Source organism: Rhodobacter maritimus, assembly GCF_058747975.1.
In genome coordinates, this window is sequence record NZ_CM179095.1 from 581,715 (window position 1) to 602,871 (window position 21,157).

General features: G+C 67.4%; 20 protein-coding genes. 11 read left to right on the forward strand and 9 right to left on the reverse strand.

The genetic code is table 11. The annotated features are described in order from the left end of the window. Nucleotides 1-38: 38 nt before the first annotated feature. The 3 genes from AC4PTO_RS02925 to AC4PTO_RS02935 form a co-directional block, all read right to left on the reverse strand. The gene (locus AC4PTO_RS02925; protein WP_492731698.1) at nucleotides 39-1,814 is read right to left on the reverse strand and encodes an acyl-CoA dehydrogenase C-terminal domain-containing protein; all 1,776 of its coding nucleotides are present in this window, start codon (nucleotides 1,812-1,814) and stop codon (nucleotides 39-41) included. 24 nt (nucleotides 1,815-1,838) lie between these two features. After that, nucleotides 1,839-2,237, reverse strand: coding sequence for a MerR family transcriptional regulator (locus AC4PTO_RS02930; protein WP_492731700.1), 399 nt, complete (start codon nucleotides 2,235-2,237; stop codon nucleotides 1,839-1,841). Nucleotides 2,238-2,439: 202 nt separating this feature from the next. Next, the gene (locus AC4PTO_RS02935) at nucleotides 2,440-2,817 is read right to left on the reverse strand and encodes a MerR family transcriptional regulator (protein ID WP_492731702.1); all 378 of its coding nucleotides are present in this window, start codon (nucleotides 2,815-2,817) and stop codon (nucleotides 2,440-2,442) included. 184 nt (nucleotides 2,818-3,001) lie between these two features. Between AC4PTO_RS02935 and AC4PTO_RS02940 the strand changes: the two genes are divergently transcribed. Genes AC4PTO_RS02940 through AC4PTO_RS02950 form a run of 3 tightly spaced genes read left to right on the forward strand, consistent with a single transcriptional unit; the run spans nucleotide 3,002 to nucleotide 5,287 of the window. Next, the gene (locus AC4PTO_RS02940; protein WP_492731704.1) at nucleotides 3,002-3,472 is read left to right on the forward strand and encodes a PaaI family thioesterase; all 471 of its coding nucleotides are present in this window, start codon (nucleotides 3,002-3,004) and stop codon (nucleotides 3,470-3,472) included. Continuing rightward, nucleotides 3,469-3,987: a PaaI family thioesterase gene (locus AC4PTO_RS02945; RefSeq protein ID WP_492731706.1), complete on the forward strand. Its 519-nt coding sequence runs from the start codon at nucleotides 3,469-3,471 to the stop codon at nucleotides 3,985-3,987. Before AC4PTO_RS02940 ends, AC4PTO_RS02945 begins: the two co-directional genes overlap by 4 nt. Beyond that, on the forward strand, nucleotides 3,980-5,287 hold the full coding sequence (locus AC4PTO_RS02950) for an MATE family efflux transporter (RefSeq protein ID WP_492731708.1): 1,308 nt from the start codon (nucleotides 3,980-3,982) through the stop codon (nucleotides 5,285-5,287). The genes AC4PTO_RS02945 and AC4PTO_RS02950 overlap by 8 nt, the downstream gene beginning before the upstream one ends. A 66-nt stretch (nucleotides 5,288-5,353) precedes the next feature. Here the strand turns inward: AC4PTO_RS02950 and trpS are convergent, their stop codons facing one another. Further along, nucleotides 5,354-6,397: a tryptophan--tRNA ligase gene (trpS, locus tag AC4PTO_RS02955; RefSeq protein WP_492731710.1), complete on the reverse strand. Its 1,044-nt coding sequence runs from the start codon at nucleotides 6,395-6,397 to the stop codon at nucleotides 5,354-5,356. A 99-nt stretch (nucleotides 6,398-6,496) separates the two neighbouring features. On the opposite strand from trpS, the gene AC4PTO_RS02960 reads away from it, so the two are divergent. Beyond that, nucleotides 6,497-7,180, forward strand: a complete 684-nt coding sequence (locus AC4PTO_RS02960) for a rhomboid family intramembrane serine protease (RefSeq protein WP_492731712.1) — start codon at nucleotides 6,497-6,499, stop codon at nucleotides 7,178-7,180. Nucleotides 7,181-7,192: 12 nt separating this feature from the next. Here AC4PTO_RS02960 and murJ read toward each other — a convergent pair whose 3' ends face one another. From murJ to AC4PTO_RS02975, 3 genes are read right to left on the reverse strand one after another with little or no spacing between them, the layout of a single operon-like run. Next, complete coding sequence (gene murJ, locus AC4PTO_RS02965) at nucleotides 7,193-8,734, reverse strand: murein biosynthesis integral membrane protein MurJ (protein ID WP_492731714.1); 1,542 nt, start codon at nucleotides 8,732-8,734, stop codon at nucleotides 7,193-7,195. Further along, nucleotides 8,734-11,496: a [protein-PII] uridylyltransferase gene (locus AC4PTO_RS02970; protein ID WP_492731716.1), complete on the reverse strand. Its 2,763-nt coding sequence runs from the start codon at nucleotides 11,494-11,496 to the stop codon at nucleotides 8,734-8,736. The genes murJ and AC4PTO_RS02970 overlap by 1 nt, the downstream gene beginning before the upstream one ends. 51 nt (nucleotides 11,497-11,547) lie before the next feature. Continuing rightward, complete coding sequence (locus AC4PTO_RS02975; protein WP_492731718.1) at nucleotides 11,548-12,729, reverse strand: penicillin-binding protein activator; 1,182 nt, start codon at nucleotides 12,727-12,729, stop codon at nucleotides 11,548-11,550. Nucleotides 12,730-12,827: 98 nt separating this feature from the next. On the opposite strand from AC4PTO_RS02975, the gene rsmI reads away from it, so the two are divergent. Genes rsmI through gshB form a run of 3 tightly spaced genes read left to right on the forward strand, consistent with a single transcriptional unit; the run spans nucleotide 12,828 to nucleotide 15,081 of the window. After that, a complete protein-coding gene (rsmI, locus tag AC4PTO_RS02980; RefSeq protein ID WP_492731720.1) occupies nucleotides 12,828-13,712 on the forward strand; it encodes a 16S rRNA (cytidine(1402)-2'-O)-methyltransferase in 885 nt (294 codons plus the stop codon). Next, complete coding sequence (locus AC4PTO_RS02985; RefSeq protein ID WP_492731723.1) at nucleotides 13,709-14,068, forward strand: YraN family protein; 360 nt, start codon at nucleotides 13,709-13,711, stop codon at nucleotides 14,066-14,068. The genes rsmI and AC4PTO_RS02985 overlap by 4 nt, the downstream gene beginning before the upstream one ends. Before the next feature lie 59 nt (nucleotides 14,069-14,127). Then, complete coding sequence (gene gshB / locus AC4PTO_RS02990; RefSeq protein WP_492731725.1) at nucleotides 14,128-15,081, forward strand: glutathione synthase; 954 nt, start codon at nucleotides 14,128-14,130, stop codon at nucleotides 15,079-15,081. 1 nt (nucleotide 15,082) lies between these two features. Here the strand turns inward: gshB and AC4PTO_RS02995 are convergent, their stop codons facing one another. Beyond that, on the reverse strand, nucleotides 15,083-16,591 hold the full coding sequence (locus tag AC4PTO_RS02995) for a YifB family Mg chelatase-like AAA ATPase (protein ID WP_492731728.1): 1,509 nt from the start codon (nucleotides 16,589-16,591) through the stop codon (nucleotides 15,083-15,085). 54 nt (nucleotides 16,592-16,645) lie between these two features. Then, nucleotides 16,646-17,533: a glutathione S-transferase gene (locus AC4PTO_RS03000; protein WP_492731730.1), complete on the reverse strand. Its 888-nt coding sequence runs from the start codon at nucleotides 17,531-17,533 to the stop codon at nucleotides 16,646-16,648. A 177-nt stretch (nucleotides 17,534-17,710) separates the two neighbouring features. Here AC4PTO_RS03000 and AC4PTO_RS03005 point away from each other — a divergent pair, with 177 nt between their 5' ends. The 4 genes from AC4PTO_RS03005 to dut all read left to right on the forward strand — a co-directional run bounded on the left by AC4PTO_RS03005 (nucleotide 17,711) and on the right by dut (nucleotide 21,155). Then, a complete protein-coding gene (locus AC4PTO_RS03005; RefSeq protein ID WP_492731732.1) occupies nucleotides 17,711-18,589 on the forward strand; it encodes an RNA polymerase factor sigma-32 in 879 nt (292 codons plus the stop codon). After that, the gene (locus tag AC4PTO_RS03010; RefSeq protein ID WP_492731734.1) at nucleotides 18,586-19,383 is read left to right on the forward strand and encodes a ChaN family lipoprotein; all 798 of its coding nucleotides are present in this window, start codon (nucleotides 18,586-18,588) and stop codon (nucleotides 19,381-19,383) included. The genes AC4PTO_RS03005 and AC4PTO_RS03010 overlap by 4 nt, the downstream gene beginning before the upstream one ends. Before the next feature lie 55 nt (nucleotides 19,384-19,438). Then, complete coding sequence (coaBC, locus tag AC4PTO_RS03015; RefSeq protein ID WP_492731736.1) at nucleotides 19,439-20,641, forward strand: bifunctional phosphopantothenoylcysteine decarboxylase/phosphopantothenate--cysteine ligase CoaBC; 1,203 nt, start codon at nucleotides 19,439-19,441, stop codon at nucleotides 20,639-20,641. A gap of 67 nt (nucleotides 20,642-20,708) precedes the next feature. Continuing rightward, the gene (gene dut, locus AC4PTO_RS03020; protein WP_492733514.1) at nucleotides 20,709-21,155 is read left to right on the forward strand and encodes a dUTP diphosphatase; all 447 of its coding nucleotides are present in this window, start codon (nucleotides 20,709-20,711) and stop codon (nucleotides 21,153-21,155) included. Nucleotides 21,156-21,157: the final 2 nt, after the last annotated feature.

Below are 21,157 nucleotides of genomic sequence, written 5' to 3' on the forward strand. Positions count from 1 at the left end.
TTCCCCCGCGCCCTTCGTGCGTTCCTGTCACCGCGTGATCAGAACTGATCGGCGGTCAGTGCCATGACCGGCTCGGCGCCGCTTTCGATGCGGGCCAAGTGCATCCCCGTCGCGGGAAGCTGGCGCGCCATGTAGAAGCGGCCCGTGGCGATCTTGGCGTCATAGAAGGCCGTGTCCGACGCGCCGCCATCCAGCGCGGCAAAGGCCGCGCGGGCCATGCGCACCCACATCAGGCCAAGGCAGACATGGCCCATCAGATGCATGAAGTCATAGCTGCCCGACAGCGCGGCATTCGGGTTCTTCATGCCGTTCTGCATGAAGAACATCCCCGCCGCCTGCATGTGCTTCGAGGCGGTCTTCAGCGCATCGGTGAAGGGCTTCATGCGCGGGTCGTCGTCATGGGCCATGCACTCGGCCTTGACCATCTCGAAGAAGGCCATCACATGCTTGCCGCCATCCGCCGTCAGCTTGCGGCCCACAAGATCGAGCGCCTGGACGCCGTTCGCGCCCTCATAGATCATGGCGATGCGGGCATCGCGCACGAATTGCGACACGCCGGTTTCCTCGATGTAGCCGTGCCCGCCGAAGACCTGCTGGGCGGCCACCGTCATGTCGAAGCCCTTGTCGGTCAGGAAGCCCTTGATGACCGGCGTCAGCAGCGACACAAGGCCCTCTGCGGCGGCGTCATCGGCCCTGTGGCTGCGGTCGATCAGATGCGCGCCCCAGAAGGTGAAGGCCCGCGCGCCCTCGACGAAGCTTTTCTGCTCCATCAGGTTGCGGCGGATGTCGGGATGCACGATCAGCGGATCGGCCGGTCCGTCGGGGTTTTCCGTTCCGGTCACGGCGCGGCCCTGCAGGCGTTCCGTCGCATAGGCAAGCGCGTTCTGATAGGCGGCCTCGGCCACCGCATACCCCTGAAGCCCGACGCCCAGACGGGCCTCGTTCATCATGGTGAACATGGCCTTCATGCCCTTGTGCAGCTCTCCCAGAAGGAAGCCGGTCGCGCCGTCATAGTTCATCACGCAGGTGGCATTGCCGTGAATGCCCATCTTCTCTTCGATCTTGCCGCAAGAGACCGCGTTGCGCTCCCCAAGCGTGCCATCGGCATTGACCATGAATTTCGGCACGATGAACAGGCTGATGCCCTTGGTGCCCTCGCCGCCGCCGGGGGCCTTGGCGAGAACCAGATGTATGATGTTCTCGGCCAGGTCGTGTTCGCCAGCCGAGATGAAGATCTTCTGGCCGGTGATCCTGTAGCTGCCATCCTGTTGCGGCTCGGCCTTGGTGCGCAGCATGCCCAGATCGGTGCCGGCATGCGGCTCGGTCAGGTTCATGGTGCCGGTCCAGTCACAGCTGACCATCTTCGGCAGATAGGTTGCCTTCTGTTCGTCCGTGCCATGGGCATGGATCGCCGAATAGGCGCCATGCGTGAGGCCCTGATACATGTTGAATGCCATGTTGGCCGAAACGAACATCTCGCCCACGGCGGTCGCCAGGACATAGGGCATGCCCTGTCCGCCATAGTCGGGATCGCAGTCCAGTGCGGTCCAGCCGCCTTCCTTCATTGCTGCAAAGGCCGCGTCAAAGCCCTTGGGGGTGCGCACGACGCCGTTTTCCAGCACGCAGCCCTCGGCATCGCCGCTGGCGTTGATCGGGGCCAGAACCTCGGTGCTGACCTTGCCCGCCGCATCCAGAACGGCTTCGGTAAAGTCGCGTTCCAGTTCTTCGTAGCCGGGAATGCCGGTTTCGGTCACCTTGAGGAGTTCCTGCAGGACAAATTGCATGTCCTTGGCGGGGGCGGCATAGATCGGCATTGTCTTCTCCCTTCTGACAAGCGGTCAGGCGGCAGGGACCGTTGCCTTCTTGTCGGCCAGTTCCCGTTCGCCCCAGGCTATTTGTTCGCTCAGCTCGGCAATCGCCTGACCAAGCTCTTCGCGCTGGCGCTGCATCTCGGCCAGTCTTTCCCGGGCAACCTCCAGCGTCTTGGCGATCTGCGCCTTCTGCTGGTCGCCCATCGAATACATATCCAGAAGCTGCCGGATATCCTCGAGGCTGAACCCGAAGCGCTTGCCGCGCAGGATCAGCTTCAACCGCGCCCGGTCGCGCCGCGTGAACAGGCGCTTTTGTCCAAGGCGGATCGGAAACAGCAACTCCTTCGACTCGTAAAACCGGAGCGTGCGGGGCGTTACATCGAATGCATCGCACATCTCGCGGATCGTCATTACATCATCACTCATACCCTTCACCTTTCGAGTGTCTGTCCTTGCGTCACCCAGAGGCAAATCGGTATCTGCCACGAGTTTACAAGGGAAGTTGACGTTCACGTCACTGTAACGTGACGTCACGAAATCGCTGACGTAATGTCAGGAAAAGTTGACCTAACGGTAAAGAAATAAAATGACCCGTGATCCGTGGCGGATTGTCACGGTTCCGGCCGTTTCAGGGGGCTTCGCCGGGAAGCGAATCTGCCACCTGATCGCGCAGCGCGCGCAGATCGTCGATGGTCACGTCCAGTTCTGCGCGCTGCTGCCTGAGCACTTCGAGCTGACGGTCGGCCAGCTCGATCCAGACGCGATTTTGCTCTTTCGTGCCCTTCTGGTCGTAGATCAGCAGCCACTGGCGCAGTTCCTCGAGGCTGAAGCCGAAACGCCGCCCCCGCAGGATCAGCGTCATGCGCGCAATCTCGCGCGGGCCGTAGAACCGTGCGCGGCCTTCCTTCTGCGGGGAAAGCAACTCGATATACTCGTAATAGCGCAGCGTGCGCGGTGTGACGTCAAAGCGCGCGCACATTTCCTTGAAACTGAGCGTATCGGACATTCGGGCCTCCATGCCGCGCAACGCTAGCGCGTGCGCGACGCGATCTCAACACGCTAGATGGGGTGATCGTGGCGGCGATGCCGGGACCGGGCGTCGCAAGGGGGGCTTGCAGTGCGCCCGGCTTGACGGAATAGTCGGGGCGCAGGCCGGCGATGTCCGGCCCCGACCCAGGCGGAGAGTGACGATGCAGGATGGCGACGGCAAGGCCGGCCAAAGCGACAAGCAGATGCGCCAGTTCGCGCGTCAGTTCATCGAGGCGATCCCGCATTCGCGCGCGCTCGACATGCAGCTCGATGAAATCGGCCAGGGCGAGGCGGCGATCTCGATGCCCTATGACCTGCGCCTGATCGGCGATCCGCGCACCGGCGTGATCCATGGCGGCGCCGTCTCGGCGCTGATGGATACCTGTTGCGGCGCGGCGGTGCTGTGCCACCCCAGCGCCCCCTCCGGCACGGCGACGATCGACCTGCGCATCGACTACATGCGCGCCGCGACGCCGGGGCAGCGGATCTCGGCGCGGGCGGTCTGCTACCACGCCACCCGCACCGTCGCCTTCGTGCGCGCCACCGCCCATGACGAGGAAGAGGGGGCGCCGCCCGTGGCCACCGCGACGGGCGCCTTCACCCTGGAACGGCCGGAAGGAAAGCAGGCATGAAGCGCGCGCGCCCCGAACCCGTCCAGGTGGTCAAGCAGCGCCGCGACGCGGCCCTGCGCGCGCTCGTCTCGGGTGTGCCCTTCATCCAGTTCCTCGGCATCGAGTTCGAGCGTCGCGGGGATGAGCTCACAGCCGTCCTGCCCTTCGATGAAAAGCTGATCGGCAATCCGATCCTGCCCGCCCTGCATGGCGGCGTGACGGCGGGGTTCCTTGAGGTCACGGCGATCATCGAGCTGAGCTGGAGCATGCTGTGGGAAGATATCGAGCAGGGCCGGATCGACTTGACCACGCTTGACCCGCTGCACCTGCCGCGCCTGCCCAAGACCATCGACTTCACCACCGACTACCTGCGCTCGGGCCTGCCGCGCGACGCCTATGCGCGCGCGCGCGTCAATCGCTCGGGGCGGCGCTATGCCAGCGTGCATGTCGAGGCATGGCAGGACAACCGCAGCCGCCTGTTCGCCCAGGGGACGGGGCATTTCCTGATGCCGCCGCCACCCGGCAGCGATGGCTGAGGCCAGCCACCGCCGCGTCATCGCCATCGCCCTGCCGATCGTCATCTCGAATGCGACGGTGCCGATCCTGGGGGCGGTGGATACCGGCGTCGTTGGCCAGATGGGCGAGGCCGCCCCGATCGGCGCGGTCGGAATCGGCGCAATCATCCTCGCCTCGCTCTACTGGATCTTCGGCTTCCTGCGCATGGGCACATCGGGGCTGGTCGCGCAGGCCCACGGGGCCAGGGACCGGGCCGAGGTCTCTGCCGGGCTGATCCGCGCGCTCCTGATCGCCATGGCGGCGGGGTTGGCACTGATCGTGCTGCAAATCCCGCTTTTTGCCGCCGCATTCCGCATCGCGCCCGCATCGGCGGCGGTCGAGGCGCTTGCGCGCGACTACATGGCGCTCCGCATCTGGGGCGCCCCGGCCACCATCGCGCTCTACGCGCTGACCGGATGGCTGATCGCGCTGGAACGGACGCGGGCGGTTCTGGTGATCCAGCTCTGGATGAACGGCCTGAACGTGGGGCTGGACCTGTGGTTCGTGCTGGGGCTGGGACTGGGGGTCAAGGGCGTCGCCTCGGCCACGCTGATCGCGGAATGGACGGGCGTGGTGCTGGCGCTCTGGCTTGCGCGCGATGCCTTCGCCGACGGCTACTGGCGCAGCGCCGCGCTGGTGCTCGACAAACGGCGCCTGCTTCAGATGGCGCGGGTGAATACCGACATCATGATCCGCTCGGTCCTGCTCCAGGCCAGCTTCACCACCTTTCTCTTCCTGGGGGCGGGGCAGGGCGACGTGCGCCTTGCGGCCAATCAGATCCTTCTGCAATTCCTCGAGATCACGGCCTATGCGCTCGACGGCTTCGCCTTCGCGGCCGAGGCGCTCGTGGGCCAGGCGGTGGGCGCGCGCTCGGCCTCGGGCGTGCGACGCGCGTCGCTGATCACCTCGCAATGGGGCGCGGGCGGGGCGCTGCTTCTGGGCGTGGCCTTCCTGCTGGCCGGGCCGCAGATCATCGACCTGATGACCACCGCCCCAGAGGTCCGCGAAACCGCACGCCACTACCTGCCATGGCTGGCGATCGCGCCCCTGATCGGCGTGGCCAGCTGGATGTTCGACGGCATCTTCATCGGCGCCACCCTTACGCGCGAAATGCGCAACGCCATGTTCGTCTCGGTCACCATCTACATCGCCGCACTCGGCATCCTCGTGCCGGCCTTCGGCAATCACGGGCTCTGGGCCGCGCTCATGGTCCTCAACGCCACGCGCGGGCTGACCATGGCCCGCCTCTATCCCGAAGCGGAAGCCCGCGCCCGCGCCTGAGCGCCCTTCATCTTCGCGGAAATATCCTGCGGGGGTGCGGGGGTGCAAAACCCCCGCTGCCCGCCCCTACCGCGAGCGCACCATCCCCATGATCTCATAGGTCTTCTCAAGGATCGGCCGCGCGATCGCGTCGGCCCGTGCCGCCCCCGCACCCAGGATCCGGTCGATCTCGGCCGGGTCGGCCATCAGCCGCTTCATCTCGGTGCTGATCGGCTCCAGCTTGGCCACCGCAAGATCCGCAAGCGCGGGCTTGAACGTGCCGAACTGGGCGCCCGCGAAATCGCGGACCACCTGGGCGGGCGTGTGCCCGGCAAGGGCCGCGTAGATGTTCACAAGGTTGCGCGCCTCGGGGCGGTCCTGCAACCCCTCGACGGTATCGGGCAGCGGCTCGGGATCGGTCTTGGCCTTGCGGATCTTCTTTGCGATCGTATCGGCATCGTCGGTCAGGTTGATGCGGCTGGCATCGGAGGGATCGGATTTCGACATCTTCTTCGTCCCGTCGCGCAGCGACATCACGCGCGTCGCCGCGCCCTCGATCAGGGGCTCGGTGATCGGGAAGAAATCCGTTCTGTAGTCGTGGTTGAACTTCGCCGCGATATCGCGCGTCAGCTCAAGGTGCTGCTTCTGATCCTCGCCCACCGGGACCATCGTGGCGTGATACAGCAGGATGTCCGCCGCCATCAGCGAAGGATAGGCCAGAAGCCCGAGCGAGGAGTTCTCGGCGTTCTTGCCCGCCGTCTTGTCCTTGAACTGGGTCATGCGATACATCCAGCCGATCCGCGCCACGCAGTTCAGCAGCCAGGCCAGTTCGGCATGCGCGCCGACCTGGCTCTGGTTGAACAGGATCGAGCGCGCCGGATCCACGCCCGAGGCGATGAAGCCCGCCGCCGCCTCGCGGGTCTGGCGGCGCAGCGCCTCGGGGTCCTGCCAGACGGTGATCGCATGCAGGTCGACCAGGCAATAGATCGTCTCGATCCCCTCGTCCTGCTTTTCGGCAAAGCGCTTGAGTGCGCCCAGATAGTTGCCAAGCGTCAGCCCGCCCGAGGGCTGGATTCCCGAAAAGATCCGCGGCTTGAAGGCGGCATTGGGCGTGGGGGTGGCGTCGGTCATCGTCTTGCTCCGCTTGGCAGGCTGGAAATCTGCGTCCCGCTCGCTTATCGCTAAAGCGCGCGGGGCGTCAACCGGACCCCGCAGGACCCCGGGGGCAAGATGCGCGAAGGCTTCGACGAACATCCGATCAATCCGCTGCCGCCGGTGGTGTGGCTTCTGGCGCTGCCGGTCATCCTGGGCGAGCTGGCCTTCGGCCTTGGCCAGGCGGGCTTCGCCGGAGAGCTGGCGCGGGGCTGGCGGCTGGATGCGTTGCAGCGCTATGCCTTCGCCCCCGACATCTTCCGCGCGATGCTGGATCAGAACATCTGGCCCTGGCATCATGTGCTGCGGATCGTCAGCTATCCCTTCGTGCATGGCAGTTTCACCCATGCGCTGATGGTGCTGGTCTTCATCCTCGCGCTTGGCAAGATGGTGGGAGAGCTGTTTTCCCTGCCCGCCGTGCTGGCGGTGTTCTTCGGATCGGCGATCGCGGGGGCGGTGGTCTATGCGCTGGTTCCGGGCACGCAGGCGGCGATCTATGGCGGCTATCCGGCGGTTTACGGGCTGGTCGGGGCCTTCACATGGATCCTGTGGACGCGGCTCGGCATGGCCCATGCCAACCGCGCGCGGGCCTTCACGCTGATCGGGTTCCTTCTGGGGATCCAGCTTGTCTTCGGCCTGCTTTTCGGGGCGCGGCCCGACTGGATCGCGGATGTGACGGGGGCGGGGGCGGGCTTTGCGATCTGCTTTCTGGTCGCGCCCGGCGGCTGGCGCCGCGCGCTGGAGCGGTTGCGCCAGCGTTAGGGTGCGCGCGGCCTACCGGCGCCGCAGCATCCGGCCCAGATCGCCCGGCCGGAAGGCGCCGATCAGGGCGCCCAGCCCGAAATAGACCGCGATCCCGCCGCCGCACATCAGGGCAAGCGCCCCGAAGCGGGCATGCCGCTCGGCCAGCATCCCGGCCAGTGCCCCGTTCAGGAACCACAGCGCCGCCCCCATCGCGGCCGAGGCCGCAAGGATCCGCCACAGCCGGCGCCAGAAGCGCGCATCCGGCCGCGCGGCCGCCCCCATGGTGCGCGCGCCGAACCAAAGCTGCGCCACCATGACCCATCCCGAGACCGAGGTTGCAAGGGCGGCGGCCATGAACCCCATGATGGGCATCATCCCCACGGCGAAGCCCGCGTTCACGATCATCGAGACGACGGCATAGAAGAAGGGCCTGCGCGTATCCTCGCGCGCGTAGAACAGCGGCTGAAGCACCTTTTGCAGCACGAAGGCCGGAAGGCCCAGCCCATAGGCCGCAAGGGCAAGCGCCGTGGCGTCGGTGTCGCCCGCCGTCCAGGCGCCGCGCCCGTAGAGAACCGAGATCAGCGGCTCGGCGATCACCACCAAGGCCACCGCCGCGGGCACGGTCAGAAAGAGCGCGAATTCCGCCCCGCGCGAAAAGCTTTCGCGCCCGGCCTCCGCGTCGCCCGCGCGCAGCTGGCGCGACAGGGCGGGCAGCAGCACCGTGCCGATGGCGATGCCCACCACCCCCAACGGCAACTGATAAAGCCGGTCGGCATAGGACAGCCAGGCCACGGCGCCCTCGGTGAACGAGGCGACCTGCCGCCCGACCAGAAGGTTGATCTGCACCACCCCGCCCGCCAGCACCGCCGGCCCCGCGATGATCAGAAGGCGCTTGAGGTCGGGCGTCATCCTGGGCCAGCCGGGGCGCAGGCTGTAGCCAAGCCTGCGGGCCGCGAACCAGGTGAAGGCCAGTTGCGCGATCCCGGTCAGCGGCACGGTCCAGGCCAGCGTCAGCCCCATGTCCCAACCTGCCCGCGCCGCGATCCACATCGCGGCAATGAACATCAGGTTCATCAGCACCGGCACGAACGAGGCTTCGGTAAAGCGCCCGAAGGCGTTCAGCACCCCCGACAGCAGCGCCACCAGCGAGATGAACAGGATGTAGGAAAACGAGATCCGCCCGAACAGCACCGCCATGTCGAAGCGCGCATCGCCCACGAACCCCGAGGCCATCAGCCAGACCAGCCCCGGCATCGCCAATGTGCCGATCAGGGTGAAGGCCACCAGCACCGACGACAGGCCCGCGAATGCGTCCTGGGCGAAGCCGCGCGCGTCCTCGCCCGATTCCAGCTTTTTCGAGAAGATCGGCACGAAGGCCATGTTGAACGCGCCCTCGGCGAAGAAGCGGCGGAACATGTTGGGCAGCGAGAACGCGATCAGGAAGGCCTCGGCCACCGGGCCCGCGCCCAGATAGGCCGCCATCATCACATCGCGCGCAAATCCCACGACCCGGCTGACCAGCGTCCAGCTGCCCACCGTCAGGAACCCCCGCATCAGCCGGATCGGTGCCATCAGCGTCCGGCCCTTGCCGCGCCGGCCGAGATCGCCTCGCGCAGCTTCTTCTCCAGCGCCTCCTGCTTGGGCCGGGAATGCATCTTCAGCCCGAACATGTCCTTGACGTAGAAGGCGTCGACGACCTGCGCGCCGAAGGTGGCGATCACGGCCGAGGCGATGTAGATGTTGTTGGCCGCCAAAGTCCGGGTCAGATCGTAAAGCAGGCCGGGGCGGTCGCGGGTATCGACCTCGATGATCGTGTAGATCTCGGAGCCTTCGTTGTCGAAGGTGATATGCGTGGGAAAGCGGAATTCGCGCTCGCGTTTCTTGACCTTGTCACGGTCCTTCAGCGCATCGCGCGCGACGACCTCGCCGCGCAGCGTCTTCTCGATCATCTTGCGCAGGCGCGGCAGCTTGTCGGATTCGTAGGGGTGCCCTTCGGCGTCCTGCACCCAGAAGACGGCGGTCGCGTAGCCGTCCTTCGAGGTATAGGTGCGTGCGTCGACCACATTGGCCCCCACCAGCGCAAGCGCGCCCGCCAGCCGCGAGAAGATGCCCGGATGATCGGCAAGCGCGAAGGCCGCGCGGGTTGCGTCATGGTCGGCATCGGGATGCAGGTCGATGCGGATCTCGTCATTGGAAAGCCCGCGCAGAAGATGCGCGAAGATGCGCTGGGTCGCGGTGGAAAGGCCCTGCCAGTAGGGCGCGTAATGGCGCCCCAGCTCGGTGCGGATCTCTTTCTGGTCCCATCCGGCAAGCGCTTCGCGCAGGGCCTTCTTGGCCTCGCTTTCGCGCTTGGCGCGGTTGACGGCCTCGGCCCCGTTTTCCAGGAAATCGGCGGTTTCGGCATGCAGCCGGCGCAGCAGCATGGCCTTCCAGTTGTTCCAGGTGCCCGGCCCCACGCCGCGAATGTCGCACACCGTCAGCACCGTCAGCAGATCGAGCCGCTTGCGCGTCTTCACCGCCTTGGCGAAATCGCGCAGCGTGCGCGGGTCGGCCAGGTCGCGTTTCTGGGCCACGTCGGACATCAGCAGGTGATAGCGCACCAGCCATTCGACCGTATCGCATTCCTCCGCGCTCAGCCCCAGCCGGGGGGCGACCTTGCGGGCGATCTGCGCGCCGAGGATCGAATGGTCCTCGGGGCGGCCCTTGCCGATATCGTGCAGCAGCAGCGCCACATAAAGCACGCGCCGGTTCACGCCGTCCTTGAGGATGCGCGAGCTGATCGGCAATTCCTCGATCAGTTCTTCGCGCTCGATCTGCGCCAGCGTCGAGATGCACTGGATCGTGTGCTCGTCCACCGTGTAGTGGTGATAGACGTTGAACTGCATCATCGCCACGATCGGCTCGAATTCGGGGATGAAGGCGGACAGGACGCCCAGCTCGTTCATCCGGCGCAGTGCGCGTTCAGGGTTGCCGTGCTTGAGAAGCAGATCAAGGAAGATGCGCGTGGCTTCGCGGTCTTCGCGCATGTCCTCGTCGATCAGGTCGAGATGGGCGGTGACCACGCGCATCGCATTGGGGTGGATCAGCATGCCGGTGCGCAGCGCTTCCTCGAACAGACGCAGAAGGTTCAGCGGATCGGCCAGGAAGGTGGCCTGGTCGGTGATGTTGATGCGCCCGTTATCGTCGTGCCACGGCCCCTTCAGCTTGCGCCGGCGGCGGAAGATGCGCTGCAACATGGGCGCGCGCTTGACGTGGCGGGCCTCAAGCTCGGTCAGGAAGATGCGGGTCACCTCGCCCACGCGGGTGGCGTGGCGGAAATATTCCTGCATGAAGATCTCGACCCCGCGCCGCCCGGCGGTGTCCTCATAGCCCATGCGCCGGGCCACTTCGACCTGCATGTCGAAGGTCAGCTGATCCGAGGCGCGGCGCGCGATCAGATGCAGATGGCAGCGCACCGCCCACAGGAAATCCTCGGCGCCGCGGAAATGCTCGTATTCCTCGCGCGAGAAGACGCCAAGCGCCACCAGTTCCGCGGCCCGGTCGACCTGGTGGATGTATTTCGCAATCCAGTAAAGCGCCTGAAGGTCGCGCAGGCCGCCCTTGCCTTCCTTCACGTTGGGTTCCAGCACATAGCGCTGGCCGCCCTGGCGTTCGTGGCGCAGATCGCGCTCGGCCAGCTTGGCCTCGATGAATTCGGCGCCGGTGCCGCGGAAAAGATCGTTGCGCAGGCGGTCGCGCAGGTCTTCGGCAAGGGGCTCGTATCCGCCGATATAGCGATGTTCGAGAAGGGCGGTGCGGATCGTGTAATCCTCGCGTCCCAGGCGCAGGCAATCCTCGATCGTGCGCGAGGAATGCCCGACCTTCAGCTTCAGGTCCCACAGCATGTAGAGCATGCTTTCGATCACGCTTTCGGCCCATGGCGTGACCTTCCAGGGCGTCAGGAACAGAAGATCGACATCCGATGCCGGCGCCATCTCGGCGCGGCCATAGCCACCTACGGCGAGAACCGCGATCCGCTCTGCCTCGGTGGGGGTGGGCAGCGGGTGCAACACGTCTGTGGCGATCCGAAGCACGCTTTGGACGATGCCGTCGGTCATCGTGGAATAGCTGCGCACCGTGTCACGCGCGGCGCGGGGGTGGGTGGCGAAATCGCCTTCGATCGCGCCCGCGGCCTCGTCGCGCGCGCGGGCCAGGAACTGCACGGTGGCGCTTCGGATTTCGCGCCCGTCGCTCAGCCCTTCGATGGCCTTGTCAAGCGCGGCATCCAGCCCGGTCCTGTCCAGAAGCAAGGGCGCCCCGGCTTCGGCCGGGGCGGATGGGGTGTTATCGTCCACGGTGTTCTCTTGCCCCGTCGGTGAAAGTGCTGGCCATGTCGCAAAGCGGGATCAGAAGCCGGCGCCCCCGAAGCCGCGCGGCGCGGCATCGACCACGACAACCTGCGAGTTGCGCACCTCGGCCACGGCGAGGCCGCGTTCGTTGGTGCCGTCGGGGCGCAGCCGGAACACGCCGTTGACGCCCACGAAGCCCGAGGATTGCGTCAGCCCCGAACGGGTCAGCGCGTCGGGGCGCCCGGCCCGGACCAGCGCGCCGACCGCGGCGATCCCGTCATAGGCAAGCCCTGCGATCGGGTGCGGCGGCTCGCCGAAGGCGGCCTGATAGCGCGCGCGGAACTGCTGGCTCAGCGCCGGATCAGGCAGCGCGAACCAGCCGCCCTGCACGCCCGGCAACGCCAGCGTGGCGGGCGGAATGTCCCAACGGGTCAGGCCGATGAACTTGGTCGCCGAGGTGTCCACGCCCTGTTCGGGCAGCATCTGCGCCAGAAGCGGCAGCGCCCCGGCGGTATCGGCCGTCAGGAACAGCGCATCCACATCGCCCGACCTGGCGCGCGCCGCGATCGAGGGCACCGCCTCGATCACGCCTTGCTGCGAGAACGGGAACGAGGCCTTGCCCACCAGCGTCGCGTTGGAGCGGCGCGCCGCAGTCTCGATGGCGCGCGCGCCGGTCTCGCCCGCGGGGGTCTGCTCATGCACCAGAAGGATGCGCCGCTTGCCCTGCGAGGCGGCATAGGACATCAGCCGGTTCGCGGTATTCGGGAAGGTCGGGCCCAGCACGAAGACGTTGCCGCCCGCGATGTCGGTGTTGTTCGAGAAGGACAGCACGTTCACATTGCTTGACGCGACCGCAAGGCCCGCCGCATTCGCGGCCTCGGCAAAGACCGGCCCGAGGATGATCTTGGCCCCTTCGTCCACCGCCTGCCGCGCGACATTGGCCGCCTGGGACGCATTGCCGTTGGTGTTGTAGACGCGCAGGTCGATATTCGCGCCCTGCAGGTCCGAGATCGCAAGCTCGGCCGCCTGCCGCAGCGAGCGCGCCAGCGTTTCATCCCCCGAGGCGCCCGATCCGCCCGGAACCAGCAGCGCGACCTGCACCGCGGCGCCGGGGTCGATGCGCTGTCCGCTGTTGCCGCCGGCCATTCCGACGGGCTCGCACGCGGCAAGCCAGAGCGCCGAGAAGACGGCGCCGATTCGAAGCAATGGGTTGCGGGAGCTACGGAAAGAAGCAAACATAACGGCATCCTCTGGTCATGGCGCAGGGGGTCAATACGGGCAGACACTATGCGTTTCCCGATGCGAAGTAAACTTTGCTGCGGCAGGGAAGGGCGAACATGGCGGAAGATGCGCGGCGATCCGGCGGAACCTTGCCGGGACGGTTGGCACCGGGGTTGCACTTCGTGTCGACCCCGATCGGGGCGGCGCGTGATATCACCCTGCGGGGGCTGGATATTCTGGCCACGGCCGATGTCATCGCGGCCGAGGACACGCGCACGCTGCGCCACCTGATGGAGATCCACGGCATCGCGCTGAACGGCCGCCCGGTGATCGCCTATCACGACCATAACGGAGAGGCCGCGCGTCCGCGCCTGCTGCGCGCGCTGGATGAGGGGAAAAGCCTGGCCTACGCCTCCGAGGCGGGAACGCCGCTTGTCGCCGATCCGGGGTTTCAGCTGGGCCGCGCGGCCATCGCGGCGGGGCATCCGGTCTTTGCCGCGCCCGGCCCCTCGGCGGTGCTGGCCGCGCTGACCGTGTCGGGCCTGCCGACCGACCGATTCCTGTTCGCGGGCTTCCCCCCCAATACCGACACCGCGCGGCGCAAATGGCTGCGCGAATTCGCCACCGTGCCCGCAACGCTGATCTTCTACGAATCCCCCAAGCGTGTTGGCGATTTGTTAACGGCCATGGTGGATGAATTCGGAGCCGGGCGGCAGGCGGTGGTCTGCCGCGAACTTACCAAACGATTCGAGGAGGTCAGGCGCGGAATGCTCGGCGATCTGGCGCAGGATTATGCCGGCCAGCCGGTCAAGGGCGAGATCGTGGTTCTTGTCGATCGCCCCCATGGCCGTCAGGCAAGCGCCGAAGATGTCGCGCAGGCGCTGCGCGAACGGCTCGGGCACATGCGCGTCAAGGAAGCCGCCGCCGAGGTGGCCGAGATGTTCGGCCTGCCCCGGCGCGAGGTGTATCAGGCCGCCCTGACGATCGGGCGGGACGAATGAGCGGGGCCGCCTCGTATCACGGCGGGCTGGCCGCCGAGGCGCAGGTGGCGCTTGCCTATGAACGCGCGGGCCATCCGATCATCGCGCGCCGCTGGCGGGGCCGATATGGCGGAGAGATCGACCTGATCGCGCGTGACGGCGCGGGCGTGATCGTCATCGAGGTGAAACACTCCGCCACCCATGCCCGCGCGGCCGAGCGCCTGTCACCGCGCCAGATGCAGCGCATCCATGCCGCCGCCGCCGAGTTCATCGGCGCGCAGCCGCATGGCCAGCTGACCGAGCTGCGCTTCGATCTGGCGCTGGTGGATCGGGACGGGCGCATCGAAATCCGCGAAAACGCCTTCGCCCCGGACTGAGGGGTAATTGCATCGCGCCGCGCTCTGCGCCATCAAGAGGGCAACGAAAGGGGGCAAGCATGGCCTTGAAAGTTGCGATCCAGATGGACCCGATCGACGCGGTCAACATTGACGCCGACAGCACGTTCCGGCTTGCCGAAGAGGCGCAGAAACGCGGGCATGAGCTGTTCTACTACACGCCCGACAAGCTGATCTACCGCGAAGGGCATGTCTATGCACGCGGCTGGCCGCTGCATGTGCGGCGCGAGAAGGGCAACCACTTCACCCTGGGCGACGAGGCCGAGATCGACCTGTCCGACTGGGACGTGGTCTGGCTGCGCCAGGATCCGCCCTTCGACATGGGCTATATCACGACGACGCATATCCTTGACCGGATCCACCCGCAGACCCTTGTCGTGAACGATCCGTTCTGGGTGCGCAACTCGCCCGAAAAGCTTCTGGTGCTGGATTTTCCGGACCTTACGCCGCCCACGCTGGTCGCGCGGGACCTGGCCACGATCCGCGAATTCAAGGCGCGGCACGGCGACATCATCCTCAAGCCGCTTTACGGCAATGGCGGGGCGGGGGTGTTCCGGCTGGACCCGAACGACCGCAACCTCGCCTCGCTGCACGAGCTGTTCTCGGGCATCAACCGCGAGCCGCTGATCGCGCAGAAATACCTGCCCGCCGTGACGCAGGGCGACAAGCGCATCATCCTTGTGAACGGCGATCCGGTGGGTGCGATCAACCGCGTTCCGGCGGCGGGCGAGACGCGCTCGAACATGCATGTGGGCGGGCGCCCCGAGAAGGTGGGGCTGAGCGCGCGGGACCACGAGATCTGCGCGGCCATCGGCCCGATGCTGCGCGAGAAGGGCCAGATCTTCGTGGGAATCGACGTGATCGGCGACTGGCTGACCGAGATCAACGTGACCTCACCCACGGGCATCCAGGAACTGGAACGCTTCGACGGCACCAACGTGGCCGAGAAGATCTGGCAGGTGATCGAGGCGAAATGCGCCGCGCTGCACGCCTGAGCTAGCGCCCCGGCGCAAGGCGGTATCCGATCGCCTCGGCCACATGGGGCGCGCGCACGTCCTGCGATCCGTCCAGATCGGCAATGGTGCGCGCGACCCGCAGAACCCGGTGATAGCCGCGCGCGGACAGGCCGAACCGCTCGGCCACCTTGCCAAGCAGCGCGCGCCCTTCGGCATCGGGGGTGGCGATGGCTTCCAGAAGCGCGCCCTCGGCCTCGGCATTGACGCGCAGGCGGGGCGTGTCGGCGAAACGCGCGGCCTGCCGCGCGCGCGCCTGCGCCACGCGGGCCGCAACCGTGGCCGAGCTTTCGCCCCCCGCGGGCATGTCGAGATCGGCATAGCTGACGGGCGGCACGTCGATGCGCAGATCGAAGCGGTCCATCAGCGGGCCCGAGATCCTGCCCAGGTAATCCTCGGCGCAGCTGGGGGCGCGGGCACAGGCGCGCCCGGCATCGCCCAGATGGCCGCAGCGGCAGGGATTGGCGGCCGCGACCAGAAGGAAGCGGCAGGGATAGCGCACATGGGCATTGGCGCGCGCGACCACGACCTCGCCGGTCTCGATGGGCTGGCGCAGGGTTTCCAGGACGGCGCGGGGAAATTCGGGCAGCTCGTCCAGAAACAGCACGCCGTTATGCGCCAGGCTGACCTGACCGGGCTTTGCCCCGCGCCCGCCCCCCACGATCGCGGCCATCGAGGCGGTATGATGCGGCTCGCAGAACGGCCGCGCGCGAGAGATGCCGCCATCGCTCAGCAAACCGGCAAGCGAGTGGATCATCGAGGTTTCCAGCGCCTCGGCCGGGGAAAGCGGCGGCAGGATGCCCGGCAGGCGCGCGGCCAGCATCGACTTGCCCGATCCGGGCGCGCCGATCATCAGCAGGTGGTGGCGCCCGGCGGCGGCGATTTCCAGCGCGCGTTTGGCCCGTTCCTGCCCCTTCACGTCGATCAGGTCGCGCGTGAAGGGTGCGGCCAGCACCTCGCCCGGTGTTGCGGGCGCAAGCGGTGCCTGACCGCTCAGATGCCGGATCGCCTGGTTCAGCGAGGCGGGGGCAAAGACGGTGGCCGCCCCCACCCAGGCCGCCTCGGCGCCGCAGGCCTCGGGGCAGATCAGCGCATGGCCCGCCTCGGCGGCGGCCATCGCGGCGGGCAGCGCGCCCGCGACGCCCACAAGCCTGCCGTCAAGCGAAAGCTCGCCGACCGAGACGGTCGCCCCGACCTCTTCGCGCGGCAGGATGTCGATCGCCGCCAAGAGCGCAAGGGCGATGGGCAGATCGAAATGCAACCCCTCCTTGGGAAGGTCCGCGGGCGACAGGTTCACCGTCACCTTGCGGGACGGCAGGGCGATCGACAGCGCGCCAAGCGCCGCGCGCACCCTTTCGCGCGCCTCGGAGACGGCCTTGTCCGGCAGGCCCACGATGGAAAAACCGGGCATTCCGGCGGTGGTCGAGCATTGCACCTCGACAAGGCGCGCCTCGACCCCCTCGAACGCCACTGAATAGGCCCGTGCCACCATCTCAACCTGCCCTGCCGTTTCCGGAAGGGGTAGGCGGTCATGGTTTAGGAAAGGTTAATGCGCGAAGCCGCCCTGTTCCTCGACCATCGACAGGAAGGCCGGCCATGCCTCGGGGTCGGCCATGGTCTTGTCGCGGCAGAAGGGATTGCAAAACCCCCAGACGCGCCCGCCGCATTCCATGAAATCGGTGACCGGATCGCCGGAATAGGGGCAGGCGGCGTTGACCGAGGGGCCATCGGCCGGGCTGGCGGGCCGCGGCGCGGGGCCGGGCCATGGCCGCGTCGGCCAGTCGCGGCGATAGAATTCCTGATCGTAGTTCTGCGCCTTGCCCATCGCGCGCCAGCGGCGGAACGAGGGATCGGCAAGCTGCGCCGCGACATAGGCGGCAGCCTCGGGGCCGGTGGGCAGGTTGTAGCCCGCGATGCGGCCCGCGACGGGGGCAAAGAAGGCGTCGGCGATGCTCCATCCCCCGAAAAGCCACGGGCCGCCCGCGCCGAAACGGTCCCGCGCCATCGCCCACAATTCCTCGATGCGGGCGACATCGGCCAGCACCGCGCGATCCGGCCCGCAATCGGTATAGCTGACGCCAAGGTTCATCGGGCAATGGGTGCGCAGGGCGGAAAAGCCCGCATGCATTTCGGCGCAAAGCCAGCGGGCCATTGCACGGGCCGAGGGATCTGCGGGCCAGAGCCCGGCCTCGGGGTGGCGTTCGGCCAGGGTTTCCGCGATGGCCATGGTTTCGGCAATGACGGTGCCGTCGGGCAATCGCAGCGCGGGAACCAGCCGCGCGGGCGCGAAATCACGCAGGAGGCGCGCGAAATCGTCGGTGTAAAGCCGCCCGGTCTCGACCTTCACGGGGATTCCCGCGTGATCGAACAGCAGCCAGGCGCGCAACGACCAGCTTGAATAGGTGCGGTCCGCAATGGCGAGTCGGTAGCCCAAGTCCATCTCCTGACGTGAGGCCGCGGCAAATCCGCGGGGCCATGGCATAAAAGACGAGTCCACGATTGAACAATTCTGTGAGCGGACGGGGATCCGCAAGACAATTTGCACGTTATCATGCATAGTTGTCCAGCAGAGCACGCCGTCAGATGGGTGGGAGACCCGGGGAGACTTCGAATGGCTCTCGATGGAATGACAGATGAGACGCTGCCGCGCCGGGCGATGCGCGCGGAGCTTCTGGATGCCCAGACCGAGGTCGAGCTGGCCCGTGCCTGGCGCGACCGGCGCGACGAGGCCGCGATGCACCGCCTTGTGCAGGCCTATATGCGGCTGGCGATCTCGATGGCGTCGAAGTTTCGCCGCTACGGTGCCCCGATGAACGATCTGATCCAGGAGGCGAGCCTGGGCCTTCTGAAAGCCGCCGACCGGTTCGACCCTGAGCGCGGCGTGCGGTTCTCGACCTATGCGGTCTGGTGGATCAAGGCGAGCATTCAGGACTTCGTGATGCGCAACTGGTCGCTTGTGCGCACCGGATCGACCTCGTCGCAGAAGGCGTTGTTCTTCAATCTGCGGCGGGTTCAGGCGCGGCTGGAGCGCGAGGCCGAGGTCGAGGGCCGGCATCTGGACGGCGCCGAGATGCGCGCCCGCATCGCCGAGGTGATCGGCGTGCCGCTGAACGATGTGGAGATGATGCTGGGCCGGCTTTCGGGCTCGGACTATTCGCTGAACGCGATGCAATCCTCGGAGGACGAGGGGCGCGAATGGATCGAGTCGCTGGAGGATGACGCGGCCGGGCCCGAGGATGTCGTGGCGGATCGTCACGACACGGTCCTTCTGCGCGGCTGGCTGGGCGAGGCGATGGGCCGGCTGACCCCGCGCGAGCGTTTCATCGTGACCGAGCGGCGCCTGCGCGATGCCCCCCGCACGCTTGCCTCTTTGGGCGAAGAGCTGGGCCTGTCGAAGGAACGGATCCGCCAGCTTGAGGCGCAGGCCTTCCTCAAGCTGCGCAAGAACCTTGAAAGTCACGGGGCGGAAGTGCATCACTTCCTGTCATGAAGATCCGTCTTGCCGCGCTGTTGTGTTTCGCGCTTCCCGTTCAGGCCGTCGAGGTCGATCCGGAGGCGCTTGATACGCTGCGCGCCGATATCGTGATCCTGGGCGAGGTGCATGACAATCCCGCGCATCATCTGAACCAGGCGCGCGCTGTGGCCGCCATCGCGCCGAAGGCGCTGGTGTTCGAGATGCTTACCCCCGAACAGGCCGCGCGTGCCACGCCCGGATTGCGGGCCGACCCGGCCGGGCTGGGGCAGGCGCTGGAATGGGAGGCCTCGGGCTGGCCCGATTTCGCGCTTTATGCGCCGGTATTCGCCGCGGCCCCCGAGGCCGCGATCCATGGTGCCGCGCTGCCCCGCGCCGAGGTGCGCCGCGCCATGACGGACGGCGCGGCCGCCGTCTTTGGCGCCGAGGCCGGGGCTTACGGGCTGGCCGAGGCCCCCGCCCCGGACGAACAGGCGGCGCTTGAGGCCGAGCAGATGGAGGCCCATTGCAACGCGCTTCCGCCCGAACTTGTGCCGGGCATGGTGGCCGCGCAACGCCTGCGCGATGCCGCCTTCGCCCGCGCCACGTTGCGGGCGCTGGAAGAGACCGGCGGCCCGGTCGTGCTGATTACCGGGTCGGGCCATGCGCGCACCGATCGTGGCGTGCCGGCCGTGCTGGCCCGCGTGCAGCCCGGCGTGTCGGTGATTTCGGTCGGCCAGCTTGAACGCCCGGCGGGGCCGGAGCAGCCCTTCGACCACTGGCTGGTGACCGATCCGGCGCCGCGCGAAGATCCCTGCGCGACGCTGCGCTAGCTTGCACTGTGCGGCCCTCGTGCCTAAAGCTTGGCCAGGCGCAGAGGAGTCCGGAATGCTGGCGGGAAAGAAGATACTTCTGATCATCGGGGGCGGGATCGCGGCCTACAAGACGCTTGAGCTGATCCGCCGCCTGCGCGAGCGGGGCGCCGAGGTGACCCCGGTGCTGACCCGCGCGGCCGAGGAATTCGTGACCCCGCTGAGCGTGTCGGCCCTGGCCGGGCAGAAGGTCTACCGCGATCTGTTCGATCTGACCGACGAGGCCGAGATGGGCCATATCCAGCTGAGCCGCGCCGCCGATCTGGTGGTGGTGGCACCCGCGACGGCCGATCTGATGGGCAAGATGGCCGCGGGGCTTGCCAACGATCTGGCCTCGACGCTGCTGATGGCGACGGACAAGCGCGTGCTGCTGGCGCCCGCGATGAATGTGCGGATGTGGATCCATCCCGCCACGCGCCGCAATCGTGACCGGCTGGCCGGTGACGGGGTTCTGTTTGCGGGGCCCAACGATGGCGACATGGCCTGCGGCGAATTCGGCCCCGGCCGGATGTCCGAGCCGCTGGAGATCGTGGCCGCGATCGGGACCGCCTTCGGTGCGGGGCCGCTGGCGGGGCGTCATGTCGTGGTGACCTCGGGTCCCACGCATGAGCCGATCGACCCGGTGCGCTATATCGCGAACCGCTCGTCCGGGGCGCAGGGAAGTGCGCTTGCCGCGGCGCTGCGCGATCTGGGCGCGCGGGTGACCTTCGTGACCGGACCGGCCAGCGTGCCCGCCCCGCAGGGGGTGGAGGTGGTGGCGATCGAGACCGCCGCGCAGATGCTGGCGGCGGTCGAGGCCGCGCTGCCCGCCGATGCGGCCGTCTTCGCCGCCGCGGTGGCCGATTGGCGGGTGGCCAATGCGGCGCAGCAGAAGATGAAGAAGGATGGCTCGGGTCAGGCGCCGGCGCTGGTATTCGCCGAAAATCCCGACATCCTGGCCCGGATCAGCGCAATGAAGACCGGGCGCCCGGAACTTGTGGTGGGATTTGCCGCCGAAACCCATGACGTGATCGCCCATGCGAGTGCCAAGCGGGCGCGCAAGGGCTGCGACTGGATCGTGGCCAATGATGTCAGCCCGGCAACGGGGATCATGGGCGGGGCCGAGAACGCGGTGACGCTGATCGACGGAAATGGCGCGGAAAGCTGGCCGCGCATGGGCAAGGACGAAGTTGCGCGGCGGCTGGCCGCGCGCATTGCCGAAGCGCTGCGCGCGCGGTGAGGGCGGAAGCCTCCGGCGGGGATATTTGGGCGAAGCTGAAAGGGTTGTCGTGGTCTTGATCAAGGTGATGCGCGAGGAGTGGGCCGACCCGGACGTGGCCCTGCCCGCCTATGAGACGGCGGGCGCGGCGGGGGCCGACCTGCGGGCCAATCTGCGCCCGGAGGATCGCGCGCGGGGGCTGGTGCTGGCGCCGATGGAGCGGGTTCTGGTGCCGACCGGGCTGCGCGTGGAGATCCCCGAAGGCTATGAGATGCAGGTGCGGCCGCGGTCGGGGCTGGCCTTCAAGAACGGGATCGGGCTGCCCAATGGTCCGGGCACGATCGACAGCGATTATCGTGGTCCGCTTGGGGTCTTGCTGATCAATTTCGGTCAGGAGCCTTTTGTCGTCCTGCATGGCGAGCGTATCGCCCAGGCCGTGATCGCGCCGGTGGTGCAGGCGCGTTTCGCGCCTTTCGCAGAGCTTGAGGAGACCGCGCGGGGGGCGGGTGGGTTCGGCTCGACCGGGCGCGGATAGGG

Bases quoted from the DNA above. Each gene is read 5' to 3' on its own strand.
- gshB (WP_492731725.1), top strand. From the start codon at position 14,128: ATGGCCTTGAAAGTTGCGATCCAGATGGACCCGATCGACGCGGTCAAC.
- murJ (WP_492731714.1), bottom strand. From the start codon at position 8,734: ATGGCACCGATCCGGCTGATGCGGGGGTTCCTGACGGTGGGCAGCTGG.
- AC4PTO_RS02925 (WP_492731698.1), bottom strand. From the start codon at position 1,814: ATGCCGATCTATGCCGCCCCCGCCAAGGACATGCAATTTGTCCTGCAG.
- AC4PTO_RS02940 (WP_492731704.1), top strand. From the start codon at position 3,002: ATGCAGGATGGCGACGGCAAGGCCGGCCAAAGCGACAAGCAGATGCGC.
- AC4PTO_RS02930 (WP_492731700.1), bottom strand. From the start codon at position 2,237: ATGAGTGATGATGTAATGACGATCCGCGAGATGTGCGATGCATTCGAT.
- trpS (WP_492731710.1), bottom strand. From the start codon at position 6,397: ATGACCGACGCCACCCCCACGCCCAATGCCGCCTTCAAGCCGCGGATC.
- AC4PTO_RS02960 (WP_492731712.1), top strand. From the start codon at position 6,497: ATGCGCGAAGGCTTCGACGAACATCCGATCAATCCGCTGCCGCCGGTG.
- coaBC (WP_492731736.1), top strand. From the start codon at position 19,439: ATGCTGGCGGGAAAGAAGATACTTCTGATCATCGGGGGCGGGATCGCG.
- AC4PTO_RS03010 (WP_492731734.1), top strand. From the start codon at position 18,586: ATGAAGATCCGTCTTGCCGCGCTGTTGTGTTTCGCGCTTCCCGTTCAG.
- dut (WP_492733514.1), top strand. From the start codon at position 20,709: ATGCGCGAGGAGTGGGCCGACCCGGACGTGGCCCTGCCCGCCTATGAG.
- rsmI (WP_492731720.1), top strand. From the start codon at position 12,828: ATGGCGGAAGATGCGCGGCGATCCGGCGGAACCTTGCCGGGACGGTTG.
- AC4PTO_RS02985 (WP_492731723.1), top strand. From the start codon at position 13,709: ATGAGCGGGGCCGCCTCGTATCACGGCGGGCTGGCCGCCGAGGCGCAG.
- AC4PTO_RS02975 (WP_492731718.1), bottom strand. From the start codon at position 12,729: ATGTTTGCTTCTTTCCGTAGCTCCCGCAACCCATTGCTTCGAATCGGC.
- AC4PTO_RS02995 (WP_492731728.1), bottom strand. From the start codon at position 16,591: ATGGTGGCACGGGCCTATTCAGTGGCGTTCGAGGGGGTCGAGGCGCGC.
- AC4PTO_RS03005 (WP_492731732.1), top strand. From the start codon at position 17,711: ATGGCTCTCGATGGAATGACAGATGAGACGCTGCCGCGCCGGGCGATG.
- AC4PTO_RS02935 (WP_492731702.1), bottom strand. From the start codon at position 2,817: ATGTCCGATACGCTCAGTTTCAAGGAAATGTGCGCGCGCTTTGACGTC.
- AC4PTO_RS02950 (WP_492731708.1), top strand. From the start codon at position 3,980: ATGGCTGAGGCCAGCCACCGCCGCGTCATCGCCATCGCCCTGCCGATC.
- AC4PTO_RS02945 (WP_492731706.1), top strand. From the start codon at position 3,469: ATGAAGCGCGCGCGCCCCGAACCCGTCCAGGTGGTCAAGCAGCGCCGC.